The sequence below is a fragment of the Pantoea sp. GM01 genome (assembly GCF_000282675.1).
GTDB classification, from domain to species: domain Bacteria; phylum Pseudomonadota; class Gammaproteobacteria; order Enterobacterales; family Enterobacteriaceae; genus Pantoea; species Pantoea nemavictus.
In genome coordinates, this window is the sequence record NZ_AKIU01000007.1 from 81,193 (window position 1) to 98,854 (window position 17,662).

At 54.4% G+C, this 17,662-nt stretch carries 13 protein-coding genes; 7 read left to right on the forward strand and 6 right to left on the reverse strand.

The window, feature by feature from the left end; genetic code table 11:
- The first annotated feature begins 89 nt into the window (after positions 1-89).
- The gene (gene malM, locus PMI17_RS03060; protein ID WP_007885962.1) at positions 90-1,013 is read left to right on the forward strand and encodes a maltose operon protein MalM; all 924 of its coding nucleotides are present in this window, start codon (positions 90-92) and stop codon (positions 1,011-1,013) included.
- Between the two features lie 240 nt (positions 1,014-1,253).
- Here malM and malQ read toward each other — a convergent pair whose 3' ends face one another.
- Together malQ and malP are read right to left on the reverse strand one after the other, a co-directional pair.
- Positions 1,254-3,296, reverse strand: a complete 2,043-nt coding sequence (gene malQ, locus PMI17_RS03065) for a 4-alpha-glucanotransferase (protein WP_036620100.1) — start codon at positions 3,294-3,296, stop codon at positions 1,254-1,256.
- 8 nt (positions 3,297-3,304) lie between these two features.
- Complete coding sequence (malP, locus tag PMI17_RS03070) at positions 3,305-5,698, reverse strand: maltodextrin phosphorylase (RefSeq protein WP_036620104.1); 2,394 nt, start codon at positions 5,696-5,698, stop codon at positions 3,305-3,307.
- Between the two features lie 278 nt (positions 5,699-5,976).
- On the opposite strand from malP, the gene malT reads away from it, so the two are divergent.
- The 3 genes from malT (at position 5,977) to PMI17_RS03085 (ending at position 9,905) form a co-directional block, all read left to right on the forward strand.
- Complete coding sequence (gene malT, locus PMI17_RS03075; RefSeq protein WP_007885967.1) at positions 5,977-8,679, forward strand: HTH-type transcriptional regulator MalT; 2,703 nt, start codon at positions 5,977-5,979, stop codon at positions 8,677-8,679.
- A gap of 152 nt (positions 8,680-8,831) precedes the next feature.
- Positions 8,832-9,284 (forward strand): GNAT family N-acetyltransferase, encoded by a 453-nt coding sequence (locus PMI17_RS03080; protein WP_007885968.1) that lies wholly within the window; start codon positions 8,832-8,834, stop codon positions 9,282-9,284.
- Between the two features lie 66 nt (positions 9,285-9,350).
- Entirely contained in the window at positions 9,351-9,905 is a 555-nt protein-coding gene (locus PMI17_RS03085) for a pyridoxamine 5'-phosphate oxidase family protein (RefSeq protein WP_007885970.1), read from the forward strand.
- Here PMI17_RS03085 and PMI17_RS03090 read toward each other — a convergent pair whose 3' ends face one another.
- Positions 9,906-11,399 carry an MFS transporter gene (locus PMI17_RS03090; protein WP_007885972.1) on the reverse strand — a complete coding sequence of 498 codons (1,494 nt, stop codon included), beginning with the start codon at positions 11,397-11,399 and terminating at the stop codon, positions 9,906-9,908.
- A 116-nt stretch (positions 11,400-11,515) separates the two neighbouring features.
- Between PMI17_RS03090 and ftrA the strand changes: the two genes are divergently transcribed.
- Positions 11,516-12,520, forward strand: a complete 1,005-nt coding sequence (ftrA, locus tag PMI17_RS03095; protein WP_007885986.1) for a transcriptional regulator FtrA — start codon at positions 11,516-11,518, stop codon at positions 12,518-12,520.
- Here the strand turns inward: ftrA and PMI17_RS03100 are convergent.
- The 3 genes from PMI17_RS03100 to PMI17_RS03110 all read right to left on the reverse strand — a co-directional run bounded on the left by PMI17_RS03100 (position 12,509) and on the right by PMI17_RS03110 (position 14,707).
- Positions 12,509-13,240, reverse strand: a complete 732-nt coding sequence (locus tag PMI17_RS03100; protein ID WP_007885994.1) for a hypothetical protein — start codon at positions 13,238-13,240, stop codon at positions 12,509-12,511. The genes ftrA and PMI17_RS03100 overlap by 12 nt on opposite strands.
- 150 nt (positions 13,241-13,390) lie before the next feature.
- Positions 13,391-13,813 carry a hydroxyisourate hydrolase gene (gene uraH / locus PMI17_RS03105; protein WP_007885995.1) on the reverse strand — a complete coding sequence of 141 codons (423 nt, stop codon included), beginning with the start codon at positions 13,811-13,813 and terminating at the stop codon, positions 13,391-13,393.
- Positions 13,814-14,503: 690 nt separating this feature from the next.
- Entirely contained in the window at positions 14,504-14,707 is a 204-nt protein-coding gene (locus tag PMI17_RS03110) for a general stress protein (protein WP_007886002.1), read from the reverse strand.
- Between the two features lie 449 nt (positions 14,708-15,156).
- On the opposite strand from PMI17_RS03110, the gene PMI17_RS03115 reads away from it, so the two are divergent.
- Both PMI17_RS03115 and PMI17_RS03120 read left to right on the forward strand, forming a co-directional pair.
- Positions 15,157-15,663 (forward strand): DUF892 family protein, encoded by a 507-nt coding sequence (locus PMI17_RS03115; RefSeq protein ID WP_007886004.1) that lies wholly within the window; start codon positions 15,157-15,159, stop codon positions 15,661-15,663.
- A 402-nt stretch (positions 15,664-16,065) separates the two neighbouring features.
- Positions 16,066-17,631, forward strand: coding sequence for a methyl-accepting chemotaxis protein (locus tag PMI17_RS03120; protein ID WP_007886006.1), 1,566 nt, complete (start codon positions 16,066-16,068; stop codon positions 17,629-17,631).
- Positions 17,632-17,662: the final 31 nt, after the last annotated feature.

A 17,662-nucleotide genomic window follows, 5' to 3' on the forward strand; every position in this document is an offset into this window, starting at 1 on the left:
CTGATGACCTGACTGAGACCATCTCTTTTCGGCGCGGCGCGCCATTGCCTGGTTCGCGCCGCTGCCTGACAGCTTTTTGAGGTAGCACAATGAAAATGAAAAAAACGGTTTTTGCGCTGTGCCTGAGTGCGGCGCTGCTGGCTGGCCAGAGTTTACCGGCCTTCGCCGAGGTGAATCTGGTGCCACAGGATCTCTCCGCTGCACCCACCATTCCGCCCGCCAGCCTGCAGACGCTAAGCTGGTTGCCGGTCGATACGTCGCGCACCCAGGTCAGCACGCTGGCGGAAAATGGCGCCAACCTCAACGCTGCGGGCGTAACGGGTTCGGTCGCGGCCTACAGCCTGCCGGCAAACATCGGTGAACTCACCATTACGCTGAGCAGCGAAGTGCATCAGAATCAGGTGTTTGCGCCGAATGTGCTGGTACTGGATGAGAACATGCGCCCGGCGGCCTGGTTTCCGGCGCGCTTTTTTACCTATCAACAACCGGGCGTGATGGCAGCCGATCGTCTTGAAGGCGTAATGAAGCTGACGCCTGCACTTGGACAGCAAAAGATCTATCTGCTGGTATTCACCACCGAGAAAGACCTGATTGAAACCACCACCTTGATGGATCCGGCGAAGGCGTACGCCAAAGGCACCGGCCATGCGGTGCCGGATATTCCCGATCCCATTGCCCGTCACAGCCGCGCAGGCACGCTTAAGCTCAAAGTGAAAACCAGCGCAGGCTCGTCGATTTTAGTCGGGCCGCTGTTTGGTTCATCGGGCCCCGCGCCGGTGACGGTCGGCAATACCCAGCCGGTGGCGCCTGCGGTGTACCATGCAGCCGCTGCACCTGAAGCCAAACGTGAGCCGATCATGACCGATACCGAAGGCTATTTTAATCAGAACATCCGCCAGGCCGTCGATCAGGGCAACATTGATAAGGCGTTGAAACTGCTGGATGAGGCCGAGCGTTTAGGCTCCACCTCCGCGAGGAAAGTTTTTGTCAGCAGTGTTAAAGGCAAGGGGTAAAGCACCCCGACAATGCTGATTTGTTCCATCTGGTGCGCTGCGGCGCACCTTTTTTTGCCTGGTGCTGGCTGTCCCCCATCCCGGCCTTCCCCCGCTTGCGGGGGAAGGAGACGCTGCCACATGCAGCTTCAGAACTCACATATAGCAGCATCTTCCTCCTCCATTTATGGGGGAGGACCGAGGAGGGGGACAGCCAGCACGGTCAGCCAGCACGGACCGAGGCTCGAATCAATACAAAAATCAAACCCGCTTTCGCCGACGATCGATATCTGCCAGCAACGCGTTAATCTGCGGGTCAGCAAACATCTCCTCCAGCGAGGCGCTGAGCTTGCGCCGCCAGTTGGGGTAGTGCGTGGTGGTGCCGGGAATATTCACCGGGGCGGCCATATCCAGCCAATCCTCGGGCTGCAGGCCCAACAGCGCGCTGTGGCTGTCAGCCAGATAGCGCTGCATCGCTTCGCTTAACGCCCGATTCATCACCTGTGGCTCGCGCTGTGCTGCCAGACATCCGCTGCGTTGCAGGATGCTGAACAGCGCGCGACGTGCGGCTAGACGCGCCTTGTTGAGGCCGGCCAGAATCTGTTTATCGGGATACAGCCCAAGCTCGCTGCCCAGACGTAGATCGTCACTTTGCCACCAGCCGCGCAGCGTCGGCATATCGTGCGTGGTGGCCACCGCCATGGCCTGACGTGGCCAGTGCGATGGCGGGCGAAATGCCGTTTTAGACGTCTGTTCAAAGTAGAGCACTTTGTAGGAATAGACGCCCGCCTGCTGCAGTTTGCCGACGATCGCCTGTGGCACCGTTCCCAAGTCTTCACCAATCACCATGCACTGGTGACGCTGGCTCTCCAGCGCCAGAATGGCGAGCAGATCGTCGATGGGATAATGCACGTAGGCGCCTTCGGCGGCACTTTCGCCCTGCGGAATCCACCACAGGCGCAGCAGCGCCATCACGTGATCGATACGCAACGCGCCACAGTCGTGCATGTTGGCACGCAGCAGCGCTATCCACGGCTCAAAGGCGCGCGCCTGCATCACCTGCGGATCCATTGGCGGCAATCCCCAGTTCTGGCCCAGCGGCCCGAGAATATCCGGCGGTGCGCCCACGCTGGCTTGCAAGCAGTACAGCTGGCGATCGCTCCAGGTTTCCGCGCCGCCCTGCGCCACGCCAACCGCCAGATCGCGATATAAGCCAATCGGCATCGCATAGTGCTGGCAAACCGCCCAGCACGCGGCGAACTGTTCGGCGGCCAGCCACTGTAACCACAGATAGAAACGCACTTCATAGGTGTGCTCGATACGGAATGCCCGCACCGCCGCGCTGTCTGGCGACTGTAATTCCGCAGGCCATGTCGTCCAGTCGTAGCGCTGCGCATCCTCGGCGATCTGCGCGGCGTGCAGCGCGTCGAAAACACCCTGATGCAGCAAACTTTCCCCGCCTTGCGCCATAAAGGTGTCAAAAGCGACCACCTGTTGGTCGTCCGCCGCGCGCTTTCTGAAGTGCTGCCATGCGAGGCGCAGTGCCGCCAGCTTCAGCGCGGTAACGGCAGAGTAATCAACCCACTCAGCGTCACGCGCCGCCTGTAACGCCTGCTGCGTAGTCGGCGAGTGCCACCAGCGCTGCGCTTCCTCACTATGTTGAAAATCTTGCACGGCGGCGACATCGATATACAGCATATTGAGCCAGCGACGTGAAGAGGGGCTATAGGGGCTGGCGCTTTCCGGTGTAGCCGGGAACAGCGCGTGCAGCGGGTTGAGGCCAATACAGGCGCCGCCGCGTTGCGCGACCTCTGCCAGCATCTGCTTTAAATCGCTGAAGTCGCCGATCCCCCAGTTAGTCGCTGAGCGCAGGGTATAGAGCTGAATGCAGGCGCCCCACAGCGAATTGCCCTGAACGATGGCGGGCGGCTCGTAACAACGAGCAGGCGCGACAATAATCCGGCAGTGCAACGGCTGCGGATGCGCGTTAACTCTGAGCTGGTGATAACCATACGGCAGCGATGGCAAACGGATCGGCTGGCTGGCGGTGCAGCTGCCATTCCAGCTCTCGCCCTGTTCACTGACCAGTTGCCATTCGGCGGTGACGCCAGGCGCGGGCAGCACTATTTCAGCCTGCTCGCCCTGGACGATCAGCACCGGCGGCAACGGCGATACCGCTGGGCGGGCGGGGTGCATCGCCGCCAGCAGACGCTGGCGGGTAACTGGAGAGACAGACTGCAAACGACCATGCGCATCGATGTAATCGGTGGCAATTTCCGGTGCGGGAGTGAATGTTGGTGTCATGGTGCTACTCATCGCGCGGCCTGCCAGATACGTTGCTGATAGTCGCGAATTGCGCGATCGGCGCTGAACATCCCGCAGCGTGCAGTATTAAGAATCGCGGCGCGCGTCCAGCCATCCTGGTCGGCCCATAAGGTTTCTGCCTGCGCCTGGGCGTTCAGATAGTGACGGAAATCGGCCAGCACCAGATAAGGATCGCCGCCTGCCGCGCTGAGGCTGTGCAGCAGGGGCGCGAAGGCGCTGACATCACCGTCGCTGAAGGTGCCATCCTCTAACGCTGTGAGCACGCGATCGAGCTGCGCATCTTTTTTGCGCCACCCATCGGGTGAGTATCCCGCGGCTTTTAACGCGCTGACTTCGTCCACGGTATGGCCAAAGATAAAGATATTTTCGCTGCCTACCTGCTCAGCAATCTCCACGTTTGCGCCATCCAGCGTGCCAATGGTCAGGGCGCCGTTGAGCGCCAGCTTCATGTTGCCGGTGCCTGATGCCTCTTTACCCGCCGTGGAAATTTGCTCGGATAAGTCCGCTGCCGGAATCAGTCGCTCGGCAACCGACACGTTGTAATCCGGAATAAACACCACTTTAAGGCGATCGCCTATGCGCGGATCGTTGTTGATGGTGGCTGCGACTTTGTTTATCGCGTAGATAATATTTTTCGCCAGCACATAACCCGGCGCGGCTTTCGCACCAAACAGCACCACGCGCGGCGCCAGATTAGCCTGCGGATCGCTCACCAGCGTTTGCCACAGCGCAATGGTATGCAGCAGCGCCAGATGTTGACGCTTGTACTCATGCAGACGCTTGATTTGTACATCAAACAGCGCCTCGGGATTGACCGTAATGCCGGTGCGTTCGGCGATCCAGCGCGTCAGCGACAGCTTGTTTTGCTGTTTAATCGCGCGGTATTGTGCCTGGAATGCCGCGTGGTCGGCGTAAATTTCTAGTCCCTTTAGCTGATCAAGATCGGTCAGCCACGGGCGATCGAGCGTTTTAGTGATCAATGCCGCCAGCGCCGGGTTGCACTGATTTATCCAGCGGCGCGGCGTAATGCCGTTGGTGACGTTATGAAACTTTGCTGGCCACAGCGCGTGATATTCCGGGAACAGATCTTTCACCACCAGCTGCGAGTGCAGCGCCGCCACACCGTTGACCGCAAAGCCGCTGGTGACGCAGAGATTAGCCATGCGCAGCTGGTTGTTGTGTACCAGCGCCAGCTTCGCCCAGGTGGCGTCATCACCCGGCCAGCGCGCCTCAACCTGCTTTTTCAACTGGGCGTTCAGGGTGTTGATGATCATCAGATGGCGCGGCAGCAGGGCGCGCACCATGCGCACATCCCAGCACTCCAGCGCCTCAGGCATCAAGGTGTGGTTGGTGTAGGCAAAAGTGCGCTGCGTAATCTGCCACGCGTTTTCCCAGCTGATTTGATGCTCATCCAGCAGCAGACGCATCAGCTCCGGGATCGCCAGGGTTGGATGCGTGTCGTTGAGCTGGATCACCTCATAATCGGGCAGGGATTCAATGCTGCGCCCGGCGCGATGATGACGACGCAGGATGTCCGCCAGCGAACAGGCACACTGAAAATATTGCTGCATCAGGCGCAGCTTTTTGCCGTTGTCATGATTGTCGTTGGGATACAGCACTTTGGTGAGTTTCTCTGCGTCGATACCTTGCTGTTCAGCACGCAAAAAATCGCCGTTATTAAAACGTTGTAGATCAAAAGGCTGAGCATGTTTCGCTTGCCACAGGCGCAGCGGTTGCGTCACACCATTTTGGTAACCCACCACCGGCAGATCCCAGGCCTCACCGCGTATTTGCACCGCCGGTTGCCAGCGATGCACACCGTTTTGCGTCATGACTTTGCCGCCCAGGTTAACCGCGACCGTGAGCGCCGCGTTGTGGCTGAACCACGGATAGCAGTCGCGCTGCCAGTCATCAGGCAGCTCTTGCTGGGCGCCATCGACAAAATGCTGGCGAAACAGGCCGTACTGATAGTTGAGTCCGTAACCGGTAGCGGGTTGTCCCACTGTCGCCATCGAATCGAGGAAGCAGGCCGCGAGGCGACCCAGCCCGCCATTACCCAGCGCCGGATCGATCTCACGCTCTTCAATCTCACTCAGCGAAATATCCCATACGGCCAGCGCCTCGTTTACCGCGTCATACCAGCCAAGGTTGAGCAGATTGTTGCCGGTCAGCCTGCCAATCAAAAACTCCATCGAGATGTAGTTAACGTGACGCTGTGCGGTCGCCGCAGGCGGCGCGGGCCTCTCTGCCAGCATATCGGCCAGCGCGCCACTCAGCGCTTGCCACCACTGATCAGGCGTCATCTCTTTAGCGTCATGCAGACCAAAACGCTGCCACTGTCGGGTCAGCGCTTGTGTAAAACGAGAGCGATCAAATTTCATAGCCGGGTTGTCCTGTAAGGGCGAAGGTGCGTAGCGGTCATTCTGCGCGACGGGCATGGGACGCTCCTCCTCCTGCACAAAATTCAGGGGGGAGGATGATCGGGGTGGAGAGGCTGAGGGAAATCTGAAAGCGCGACAAGAATGTGATAACCCTCGCTTTTGTTAAGTTTGCTTAATGGGTTCGCTTGCATTAGGTAAACGAATGTCTGAACGTATGTGACTATTAATTACGAAGCGTAAAATAATGATGCGCCACGTTAAGGGAGAAGCGTTCGCCGATGTTAATACCTGCAAAACTCAGCCGTCCTGTCCGCCTCGAAAGCACGGTCACGCGTGAGCGTTTGATCCAGAAACTGAGTGCCGCAGGGAATTATCGTCTGGTGCTGGTGACCAGTCCGGCGGGTTATGGCAAAACCACTCTGATCTCCCAATGGGCGGCGGAAAAACCGCATCTGGGCTGGTATTCACTGGATGAGGGCGACAATCAGCCGGAACGCTTCGTTGATTACCTGATTGCGGCGCTGCAGCAGGCAACGCTTGGCGGCTGCGCGCGCAGCGAAGCGCTGGCGCAGAAGCGGCAATATATTAACCTCAATGCGCTGTTCGCCCAGCTGTTCAGTGAGCTGGCGGCGTGGCAGCAGCCGATCTGGTTAATCATCGATGATTACCATCACATCACCAATCCCGCTATTCATGACGCCATGCGCTTCTTTTTGCGCAATCAGCCGGAAAACGTCACGCTGATTTTGCTGTCGCGTAACTTGCCACAACTCGGCATTGCTAACCTGCGCGTGCGTGAACAGCTGATTGAACTCGGCAGCCAGCAGCTGGCGTTTACCCACCAAGAGGCGAAACAATTTTTCGATTGTCGCCTGACTACGCCGCTGGAATCGGAAGAGAGCGGCCGTTTGTGTGACGATGTGGCGGGCTGGGCAACGGCATTGCAGCTGATCGCGCTCTCCACCCGCCAGGGCGCCAGTTCAGCGCAGGACTCCGCGCGCCGCCTGTCCGGCATCAACGCCAGTCATCTGGCAGATTATCTGGTTGAAGAAGTGCTGAACAACGTGGATAGCGCTACGCGCCAGTTTTTGCTGAAAAGCGCGCTGCTGCGATCCATGAACGATACGCTGATCGCCTGCGTGACCGGCGAAGAGCAGGGCCAGATGCGGCTGGAAGAGATTGAACGTCAGGGGCTGTTTTTACAGCGCATGGATAACTCCGGCGAATGGTTTAGCTATCATCCGCTGTTCGGCAACTTTTTGCGCCAGCGCTGCCAGTGGGAACTCGCCGCTGAGCTGCCGGATCTGCATCGCGCTGCGGCTGAGAGCTGGATGAAGCTGGGTTTTCCCGGAGAAGCGATTCACCATGCGCTGGCCGCCGGCGATGCGCTGATGCTACGCGATGTACTGCTGCAGTACGCCTGGACGCTGTTTAATCAGAGCGAACTCACGCTGTTAGAAAATTCGCTAACAGCCCTGCCGTGGGAGATCCTGCGGGAAAACCCCAAGCTGCTGCTGCTGCAGGCGTGGCTGATGCAAAGTCAGCATCGCTTTTCCGAAGTGAATACGCTGCTGACGCGCTTTGAGCAGTCATGCCCCAACGAGATTGATGAGGTGCTGCGTGGCGAATTCAATGCGCTGCTGGCGCAAGTGTCGATGAACGATGGCAACGCCGAGGAAGCGGAACGGCTGGCTTTGCTGGCGCTTGATGTGCTGCCCAAAAGTCGCCCTTACAGCTGCATTGTTGCCACGTCGGTCTTAGGTGAAGTGATGCATTGCAAAGGTGAACTCAGCAGTTCGCTCAAGCTGATGCGGCAGACGGAACAGATGGCGCGTCGCGAAGAGGCCTGGAACTACGCGCTGTGGAGTCTGATTCAGCAAAGTGAAATTCTATTTGCGCAGGGTTTTTTGCAGTCCGCCTATGAAATGCAGGAGCGGGCGTTTGTGCTGGTTAATGAGCAGCATCTGGCGCAGTTCCCGATGCATGAATTTCTGCTGCGCATCCGTGCGCAGCTGTTGTGGGCGTGGGGCCGGCTGGATGAAGCCGAACAGGCCGCGCGCGACGGGATTAAAGTACTGAAAGGGTATCAACCACAGCAGCAGATTCAGTGTCTGGGGTTGCTGGTGCAGTGCTCGCTGGCGCGCGGCAATCTTGATAACGCCCGCAGCCATCTCAGTCGCCTTGAGAACCTGCTGAATAACGGCAGCTTGCACAGTGACTGGATCGCTAATGCCGATAAAGTCAGAGTGATTTTTTGGCAGATGACCGGCGATAGCCAAAGTGCCAGCAGCTGGATGCGTCAGACGGCGAAACCTGAATTTGCCAATAATCATTTCTTGCAAGGTCAGTGGCGCAACGTGGCGCGGGCGCAAATATTGCTGGGAAATATGAGTCAGGCGGAAGTGGTGCTGGATGAGCTGAACGACAATGCTCGCGCGCTGCAGCTGATGAGCGATATGAACCGCAATCTGCTGTTATTAAATCAGATCTATTGGCAAACCGATCGTAAAGCCGAAGCGCAGCAGGCTCTGATTGAAGCGCTGAAACTGGCGCGTAGCACCGGCTTCGTCAGCCATTTCGTGATTGAAGGCGAAACCATGGCGCAGCAGCTGCGTCAGCTTATCCAGTTGAATACGTTGGATGAACTGGATAATCATCGCGCCCGCAGGATCCTTAGCGAGATCAATAAATATCATCGCCATAAGTTTGCCCATTTCGACGAAGGCTTCGTCAGTCGCCTGCTTAATCATCCTGACGTGCCCGAGCTGATCCGCACCAGCCCGCTTACCCAGCGCGAATGGCAGGTTTTGGGGTTGATCTACTCGGGCTACAGTAATGACCAAATTGCCGGCGAGCTGGACGTCGCCGCGACCACCATCAAAACTCATATCCGTAATCTGTATCAGAAACTGGGCGTGACGCACCGCGCAGAGGCGATGAATCAGGCGCAGTCAATGCTGCGGATGATGGGATATGTGTAGAAGAACATCTGCTAGCGCCTGAATAAGGGAATTTTCCGGGTGCATTAGCCCATCACATCTTGATGGTTTTCAACCATGATATCTGCTGGACCTCATCATTTACTTTCCTTGGGTATGTTTTCATCATTGAATCAGGAAATCATATTGTCGTCATGAAGGTTACCATCACACAAGCCGATCCGTTTTCGTCTGAATCCCAAGCGCTGGTGGAGAAGCTGTCTGCAGAACTTGCGGTAATTACCGGTGATAACGGGAAAAGTCACTTCAACGCTGAGGAGATAGCCCGTGAGCGATCGCTGTGGCTGCTGGCCAGAGATGACGCGGGCAACGCCGTCGGTTGCGCAGCGCTGAGGCCGCTATCCACAAACGTGGCTGAAGTTAAACGTATGTACTCCGACCGTAGCGTATCCGGTGTGGGCGCGGCGTTGCTGGCCTATCTGGAAAGCCGCGCCAAAAGTATGGGATACAGTGAAATCCGCCTTTCGACACGCGTCGTCAATCAACGGGCGGTTGCGTTCTATCGACGCTATGATTACGCGCAGACCGAAAATTATGGGCCTTATTGCGGCAGAGAAGAATCCATCTGTTTTAGTAAAAAGCTATAGACGGTTAACGCTGAGAGAAGACGAAACTAAGCTGGTACGAAACAGATAATTTAATGGGAAACGCTGATGTCACTGCCTCCAGAAGAGCTTGATAGGGATTGCTGGAATAAACTGGCAAGCGGGGCGCATGCGGCCGATGCGGATTTTCACTTTTTAACCCTCGCCTCTGTCGATGCGCGGGGCCAGCCGCAGGCCAGAACGCTGGTGTTACGCCGGGTTGATCGCCTCACGCGTACGCTGGAGTTTCACACCGATATGCGCAGCCCCAAATGGCAGGCGCTGGCACTTAATCCGCAGGTAACGGTTTTAGGGTATTGCAACAAAACCCAGCTGCGCTTGCAGGGGACGATTACGCTGCATGGCGCGGAGAGTGAACGGGCTGAGGCGGCATGGCAGCGTTTATCTCCCTGGACGCAGCAAACCTATGCCGGCCCCACGCCGGGCAGCGATGTTGATGACGAACACAACGCTGCTGGCGGCGGCAAGGGCAATTTCGGTGTATTGCTGTTTCAGGCTAGCCTGCTGGATTGGTGCAGGCTTGCCAGGGAAAACAATCAAAGAGCTTTGTTGCGTTATAGCGCCTCGGGGAGCCTTGCCAGCGCTCAGTGGATCAATCCTTAACTAAGGCGCGCACTGTTTCTTGTTCATCTCATTCGTGTGCGCAATCGCACGCTTAGACTTGATATTGAACAATAGATAACTCGCCAGCGCCAATCCCCACACGCCTGCGGCGCCGTATAACAGCACGCCGGAAAATCCGTCTGCCAGCACCCGCACAGCAAAATTGCCGGTCAGCGCAACCTCGCCACCACCCGCAATGCGCTCGGCCACAACCTGGGCATCATTGATGGCGGGCATGATGCGTTGCAGACTCGCCGCTACGCCTGCCACCAGCAGGCTGCCCATCAGCGCGATGTTGATTGACAGGGTGATCAGTCGCGCGCTGATATCGATTCCTGACGCCATGCCCACACGATTGCCCGGCACTGAACCGGTGGTGGTGTTGGTCACCGGCGTATTGGTCAGCCCGAGCGCAATGCCTGAAAGTAGCGCACCCGGCAGTAAACTCATTTGCTGTGATACAGCGAACTTCATCAGCATAAAACCTGCACCAAGAGTAAATAAACCCAGCGGGATCATGCGTGCCGCACCAATGCGAACCACTAGCTTCTCTCCCAGCGGCGGCATCAATAAGGTTGGCAACGTGTAGGCCAGCAGCGCCAGGCCGGTGGCCATGCTGCTGTAGCCTAAGCCGCTCTGATAATAGACCGGCAGATAGATCATCAGCGGCCAGAAGCTGAAGTTCATACCTATCGAGCCCATCAGCGCACCGGAAAAGGCGCGAATGCGGAACACCGAGAAATCAAACATCGGATGAGGATGACGTCGTTCAATCCAGACAAATAACAACGCGCTGAGCAGGGTGATCAGCAAAATAAGCTGTGCGCTCAGGCTGCGCCAACCGAGGCTGCCGCCCTGAGTAATGAGAAAGGTTGCACCAACCACGGTGAGCGATAAGGTGATCAGCCCGCTAAGATCGAGTTTTTTCGCTTCGCTATCACGCGATTCCACCACGTTTTTCATGGCCAGCATCAGCGTGAGCAACGCGATAAAACCGTGCACCAGAAATACCCACTGCCAGCTAAACCACGCCACCAGCATACCGCCGATGATCGGCCCGAAGCCCAGGCCAAAACCAAAGGTGATTCCCCACGCGGCGAAAGCACGGCTGCGCGCTTTTCCCTGTGGGAACTGGAACGACAGAATGGCAATCAGGCAGGTTAACATCGCGCCACCGCTTAGCCCTTGCAGTAAGCGCGCGACAATCAGCCACAGCGGGCTTTGCGCCAGCCCGCACATCACCGAAGTCAGCCCGAAGGCGATAATGCTGATAATAAAGATGCGCTTACGTCCATAGGTATCCGCCAGCGTGCCGGTGGCCATTAACACCGCGGTGCAGGCCAGCGTGTAGGCGTTCATGATCCACTGCAGCTCGCGGAAACTGGCGTGCATTTGCTTTTCCAGCACGGGCAAAATCACCGGTACGCTGGAGATCTCCAGCCCTGACATCAACGCGGCCAAACAAACCGCCATCAGCGCCAACATGTTCTTCATAGTCAATCCCTGCGAAACGTTAAGAGAGTGCCAGCATGGAAGATTGCGGCGGCAGTGGAAATCTGTGCGCATGCCATATATCGTCAAGATCGTGCCAAATTACAGGTAATCCCGTTATGCATATCACCGCTCCGCTTGATGTCAGACATGCTGCACCGAAAAATCGTCGCCTGGTGCTGCTGGCCTATGAATGCCTGTGTACGTTTGAGTTCGGCATTGCTGTTGAAGCGTTTGGTCGCGCAGATGAAGTGTTCGGCGCACCGCTGTATGAATTGTCTGTGGCATCGGTTGAAGAGGGGATTTTTGCCGCGCAGGGTGGCGTGCGCTTAGTGGTTGATGGCGGGCTGGAACTGCTGGAGGATGCCGGCACCATCGTGATTCCCGGCTGGCGCAGCGTACATGAACCGGCCTCGGAAGCGCTTATCGCGGCGCTGCAAAAAGCGCACCGCAACGGCACGCGAATTGTCTCGATCTGCGCGGGAAGTTTTGTGCTCGGTGCGGCGGGATTACTCAACGGCAAACGCGCGACTGCACACTGGAACAGCACCGACATTCTGGCGCAACGCTTTCCAGACGTGCAGGTTGAGCATGGCATGATTTATGTTGATGAAGGCAGCGTGATCACCTCGGCGGGTGGCGCGGCGGGCGTTGATTTGTGTCTACATTTGATCCGTCGGGATTACGGTATTGACGTTGCCAACCGAACCGCGCGCCGCATGGTAACGCCGCCGCTGCGCGAAGGTAATCAGGCGCAGCTGATTCAGCAGCCGGTGCCACAACGACGAGCCAAAAGTCTCGCTCCGCTGCTCGACGATCTGCGCAATCATCTCAATACGCCGCTGGTGATTGACCAGCTTGCCAGGCAAGCCGGCATGAGCCGTCGCACCTTTATGCGCCGTTTTCATGATGCGACCGGCACCACGCCCGGTGAATGGATGCTGAGCGTGCGGCTGGAGAAAGCCTGCGGCTTGCTGGAAAACGGTAAGCTGAGCATCGATCAGGTCGCCGAGCTGGCCGGTTTTGGCTCACCGGAGACCTTGAGACATCACTTCAGACAACGGCTGAATACCACGCCGACCCGCTGGCGCAAGGCATTCAGCCAACGTGCGTTACTGGGTTAGCGTGGTGGCATCAAACAGGAATAGCCGCGCGGCACCGGAGAATTTCACTACGCAGCTCTCCAGCATTTTTTGCGTTTCTTCGGTAACTTTGGCGTAGCTATTGGCCTGCCATTGCTGCAGCGTATACTCCTGTACATTCACATCATCCCCACAATTAACGTCCTGCGAGAGAGAGGAATTCGCGACGCCCTTGCCCGAACGATGAATAATAGTGCTAAACAGCAGCTGATAATTATCATCGCCACCCGCCAGATTTTTATAAACCAGTTTCCAGGTGATTGGCGTTATGGTTACCGCACTGTCATATTTCTTGCTGGGATGTTTATCCAGCTCGGTTTTGAGTATCTCTGTGATGCGCGGCATTAAATAGGGCAGTGAAGGGTTCATAAAGCCGGCAACTTCAGTGCCTTTAAGTTCGTCCTTGGTGAAACCCGGCACGTTGCCGCCACCGGCAAACATCATCGACACAAACTGCAGGGTTTTAAGCGCCGCGACTTTTGACGTATCGCCTTGCGTGACGTAGCGCAACTGGGTGTCCGATGGGCGACTAAAGTCCGTTTCGAGCATCTGCACGCCCTCAACCTCTATCTGTGATTGGTTAGCGGAGATAATCTTCTCCGTTTGCACCACTTTTGAGGTGGGCGGTAGGGGCTTATCGTTGGCACAACCGGACAGCAGTGAAATCAGGGTAAGCAGAGGGAGCATGAGCTGGCGTGGCATTTTTTAATCCATAAAGTGGTTAATCCTAGATATGTGGCAGCATCGGCATGGGTGAGAAAAACTTTAGCGTTGAAAAGTACGGGGGACGAGATGAGGCGGATAGACAGCTAAAATAATGCGCAACAGATTGCGCATTATTTAGCGATGAATTTAGTTACCGCGATAGGTTGAATAGCCAAACGGACTCAGCAGCAGTGGAATATGGTAGTGTTCGCCGTTGCTTTCCATATTGAACTCAACCGGAATTTCCGGGAAAAATGTTTTCTGATTGCTCATTTTGTAATAGTCACCGGTTTTAAACACCACGCGATAACTGCCAGCGCTAGCCGTTTTATCTTCAGGGAACAGCGCACTAATACGGCCGTTGCTGTCCGTTTTGCCGGTGGCTAATTTCACCCAGTTATTATTTTGCTTTTGATCGAGTTCCACTTCAATACCGGAAGTGGGTGAGCCGGTTTGCAAATTTAATACGTGCACGCTAAGCGGATTTTTCGTGGTCGCAGCCTGAGCAGTAACGGCTGAAAGGCTGGTGGTTAACAGCAGTGCGCTAAGCGTGAAGAGGTGAGTTTTCATACAAAATATCCGTTTTCTACAGGTAAATGAGCGCTAAGAGTAGAATCAGAATCGACAAAATAATAATTGATGAGACTAAATGTGAAATTTCCGATCTAGAGAAGCGGTACCAGGACAATGCGCCTGGAATATGAACAGTAATGTTTATTATTTCTCCACATTTCCCGTAGTCACACGTTTCAGCCGCGCGCAAAACCTAACCGATGATGATCTTAAAGCTATTGCTGTTGGTCTTAAGCAGGTACTGCTTCGAAAACTATCCGCTGGTATCCCCTTGCGGCTGAAGTTGCCAAAGCGCGTGCGCCGTAAAAACTGCCACCACAAATAGCGGCGCATTAAGTTAATGGGGAGCTTCGGCTCCCTTTTTTATCTTTTTGCTAACCTGAGTGATTAATCCAAAAGGTAATTAAGAATATGCTGGGCGTGAACAGAAAGTTCATCATTCGCACTAAATAATATATCTGTCAGCCCATGCCTGATTATTAGGCTGCAAATGTTATTTGATCATGAATAAGCGAAGCGGCAAATAAGATTAGATTGATCAATAATTAATCAACCTAATGGTTTCTTGCGTGAAATAACTCTCCTGACATGAAGAAAGCTGTATTTAAGCGAAGCGTAAATACAGAGTCAGGAGAGTGTTGTGCAGAAGTAAAACGCGGTTAAAAATGTATTGTTGTTAGGCTAATGTTATTTGCGTCGGCTAATTTTTCCTCCTTTCCTTCCCGCTTCAATGGCGCGGTCTGGATCGTTTTTGAAATTGCCGCCACTAGCCTGACCGCCCTTGCGCCCAGCCTCGGCTGCGCGTTCCTTATTCTCTGCGAAGTTGCCCGCGCCACCACGACGTTGCGGCTTTTTTTCTTCCTCATCGGGTAGCTTCTTAGCGTCCGTCATTGGTTCTCCTCTCTGTTCAATACCAATATGATGCAAAATAAATGTAATGCCATTTTTACCAGACTCAAGCCAGGATTAATCTTAAGGCCTAATTTAAAAATCTTGATAGTCTGCCTATCGACCCGTTTTTCATTCCTGTCATCATGCAACTTCCATGAATGCTAATTATTATTTTTTTAACGTAAAGAGGGAAGCTTTGATTGCAAGAATAATAAGCGAAGCGGTGGGGTTGTTACATTTAACCGCTCTCGCATTTCTTCGATTCATTACTTGCGTAGCGGCACTTGCTTGCTACGTTTAATTAATCTGCTCGTTTGGTTTTAATTAACGCTTCGCTTATTTCCAGTTTATTAACGTAATGAGCCGATGTAATCCCCACGGGTCGCTATCGACGGTGTTCCACCAGCAAACCGTTCTGTAACCCTGCTTTCCACTTTCGGAGCGAATTGATGACCAAAGAAATTGTTTACCTAGATTGGTTGCGCGATGCGCATGCCATGGAAAAACATGCCGAGTCTTTGCTGCAGGCCGCAGCGCTGCGTCTGGACGCCTTCCCGCTACTGCAGGCGCGTATCAAACAGTACATGCAACAAACCTGTGAACAGCAGAAGCAGGTGAAAGAGGCACTGAAGCGATACGACAGCAGCTGGTCGGCATTGAAAGAGGCGCTTGGCCGTATGTCGGCAGTGGGACAAGCGGCCAGCGATATGTTGCGCGATGAAGAGGGCGTGCGCATCGCGGTGAGCAGCTATGTATTCTGCAACTATAAAGTGGCGACTTACACCGCACTGCTGGCCGCCGCGCAGCAGGCGGAAGACGCTGAGGGCGTGAAAACCTTCCAGCGTATTTTGCAGCATGAAACACAGATGGCCGACTGGTTGCTGTTACAGCTGCCGGAGGTGGCAAATGAGGCGATTCTGCGGCGCACGGAAGTGGATATGCCTGGCCTGGTTTAATCGCTGAAAAATCGGTCAGCCGTTTGACGTTGCTGACCGCGTTCGTTTGCTGGCAGAAAATGCCTAATCAATATATTTAGAAATGCAATCTATTAGCGTTGAGTCAAATTAACGTATATGCGATTAAAAAGATCATTCTTTAAAAGGAATGGCGATCAATTGCGTGCTTATCTATAAATTAAGCAAAGAAATCGGTGTTGGTGCGAGTGTTCATTTTTGATAAAGAAGTAATACTGATCAATGAAATCGATTTCAAATTAATTACTTTCCTGCCTCTAATGTTAAACAACTGACTGACGATAACAGCAGAGATGCCGCAATTTAAGTTGCGGAACATCGTCTATTGATAAAATTACATTGTTCTCTTCACTACTTTTCAATCAAAATCATTGAGGTTTCTAAATGGACGTAGTTCAAAGATTTTCGCGTAATGTAAAGTTGCGGACTAAATTAACAATATCTTCTGTGCTCAATATCGCCATGCTGCTATTAGTGGCGACGCTCGGCTTAAATTCGCTGTTGTTAGCGGAAACCGGCGTTAATGGCATGATGAAAGATGACTACCCAACCATCGCGCTCGGCAACCAACTGATTGATGAAATAAACGTGACGATACAGCAGCAGGCGCTGCTGCTGAGCCCTATCGATGCGCAGCGTCGGGCCGCGATTCAAACCAATCTCCAGGATGCCTCGAATAAAATCACAGAGACTTACAAGCAATTGGCGCTACTGGCGACGGATGAGGAGTCAAAAACGTTTCTTGCCCGAGTCCAGGCCAAGCGAGCAGATTTTCTTAAAGAGAGAATGGCCTTCTTCGAATTGATAAATAGTGATGTGAGTAAAGCGGTAGATTTCTATTTTACCGCGCTGACTTTAGCGCAAAAGAGTTATATTGCGGAAGTGGAGGGGTTTATTACGCTGCAAGAGCAGCAGATGAATGGCTCTTACGACAGCTTTATGGCGTCCTACAGCAATACTAAAATCTCCATGATAATTATTTTTATTGTGGCTATTTTGCTGTCGGCGTTTATTGGCTGGATTATTATCCGTTCGATTACTGTGCCATTAAGAAAAGTCATTGCGTTTCTTGGTCGGGTGGCTGATGGCGATCTCAGCTCTAATTTTCATGAGCAGCGTAAAGATGAAATGGGGCAGCTAATTAATGCCATTCAGCAAATGCAGGAGAAAATGTCGGGGATTGTTAGCCATATTCGTATTAGCGCAGAACAGATATCCGGTGGCGCCAGCGAAATAATGTCGGGCACCCACGATCTCGCTGCCCGTACGGAAGAGCAGGCCAGTTCTGTGGAACAAACCGCGGCTTCGGTTGAGGAGTTCAGCGCCACTATCAGTAACACCCGCAACAATACCCACGTAGCGGCGGATCTTTCAACCAAAGCGGAAAGCGCCATGGGGCAGAATGCCAGCATGATGGACAATGTCGCGACCAAAATGGCCGAGATTCATGATTCTGCTAGCCGCATGGCTGACATTATTAACCTGATCGATTCTATCGCTTTCCAGACCAATATTCTGGCGCTCAATGCTGCTGTCGAGGCCGCACGCGCCGGCGAACATGGCCGTGGTTTTGCCGTGGTGGCGCAGGAGGTGCGAGCTCTGGCTCAGAAAACCGCTACCTCTTCGCATGAGATTCGTCACTTGATTGAAGAGTCTTCGACGCGCATTGCGGATGGTCGCGATATGGTCACCGACGCCAATACCTTGATGTCCGACATGATGTCCAACGTTGCCAGCATGAAAGAATTACTGGTGCAGATAAACCAGGCCAGCAGCGAGCAGGCGGATGGCATCAGCCAGATCAATACCGCCATCAGCCAGATTGATATCACCACGCAGCAAAATGCATCGCTGGTAGAACAGTCGCTGGCGGCCTCGGCGATGCTGAACGAGCAGGCAAACAATATGGTGAACAGCGTTAGCGTGTTTACGCTGCGCAGAACGGCATAAATTGCGGATACAGAATCCCCTGCGGATTCTG

Bases quoted from the DNA above. Each gene is read 5' to 3' on its own strand.
- malQ (WP_036620100.1), bottom strand. From the start codon at position 3,296: ATGACACCAACATTCACTCCCGCACCGGAAATTGCCACCGATTACATC.
- PMI17_RS03120 (WP_007886006.1), top strand. From the start codon at position 16,066: ATGGACGTAGTTCAAAGATTTTCGCGTAATGTAAAGTTGCGGACTAAA.
- malM (WP_007885962.1), top strand. From the start codon at position 90: ATGAAAATGAAAAAAACGGTTTTTGCGCTGTGCCTGAGTGCGGCGCTG.
- PMI17_RS03085 (WP_007885970.1), top strand. From the start codon at position 9,351: ATGTCACTGCCTCCAGAAGAGCTTGATAGGGATTGCTGGAATAAACTG.
- PMI17_RS03115 (WP_007886004.1), top strand. From the start codon at position 15,157: ATGACCAAAGAAATTGTTTACCTAGATTGGTTGCGCGATGCGCATGCC.
- PMI17_RS03110 (WP_007886002.1), bottom strand. From the start codon at position 14,707: ATGACGGACGCTAAGAAGCTACCCGATGAGGAAGAAAAAAAGCCGCAA.
- uraH (WP_007885995.1), bottom strand. From the start codon at position 13,813: ATGAAAACTCACCTCTTCACGCTTAGCGCACTGCTGTTAACCACCAGC.
- PMI17_RS03090 (WP_007885972.1), bottom strand. From the start codon at position 11,399: ATGAAGAACATGTTGGCGCTGATGGCGGTTTGTTTGGCCGCGTTGATG.
- malP (WP_036620104.1), bottom strand. From the start codon at position 5,698: ATGAAATTTGATCGCTCTCGTTTTACACAAGCGCTGACCCGACAGTGG.
- malT (WP_007885967.1), top strand. From the start codon at position 5,977: ATGTTAATACCTGCAAAACTCAGCCGTCCTGTCCGCCTCGAAAGCACG.
- PMI17_RS03080 (WP_007885968.1), top strand. From the start codon at position 8,832: ATGAAGGTTACCATCACACAAGCCGATCCGTTTTCGTCTGAATCCCAA.
- PMI17_RS03100 (WP_007885994.1), bottom strand. From the start codon at position 13,240: ATGCCACGCCAGCTCATGCTCCCTCTGCTTACCCTGATTTCACTGCTG.
- ftrA (WP_007885986.1), top strand. From the start codon at position 11,516: ATGCATATCACCGCTCCGCTTGATGTCAGACATGCTGCACCGAAAAAT.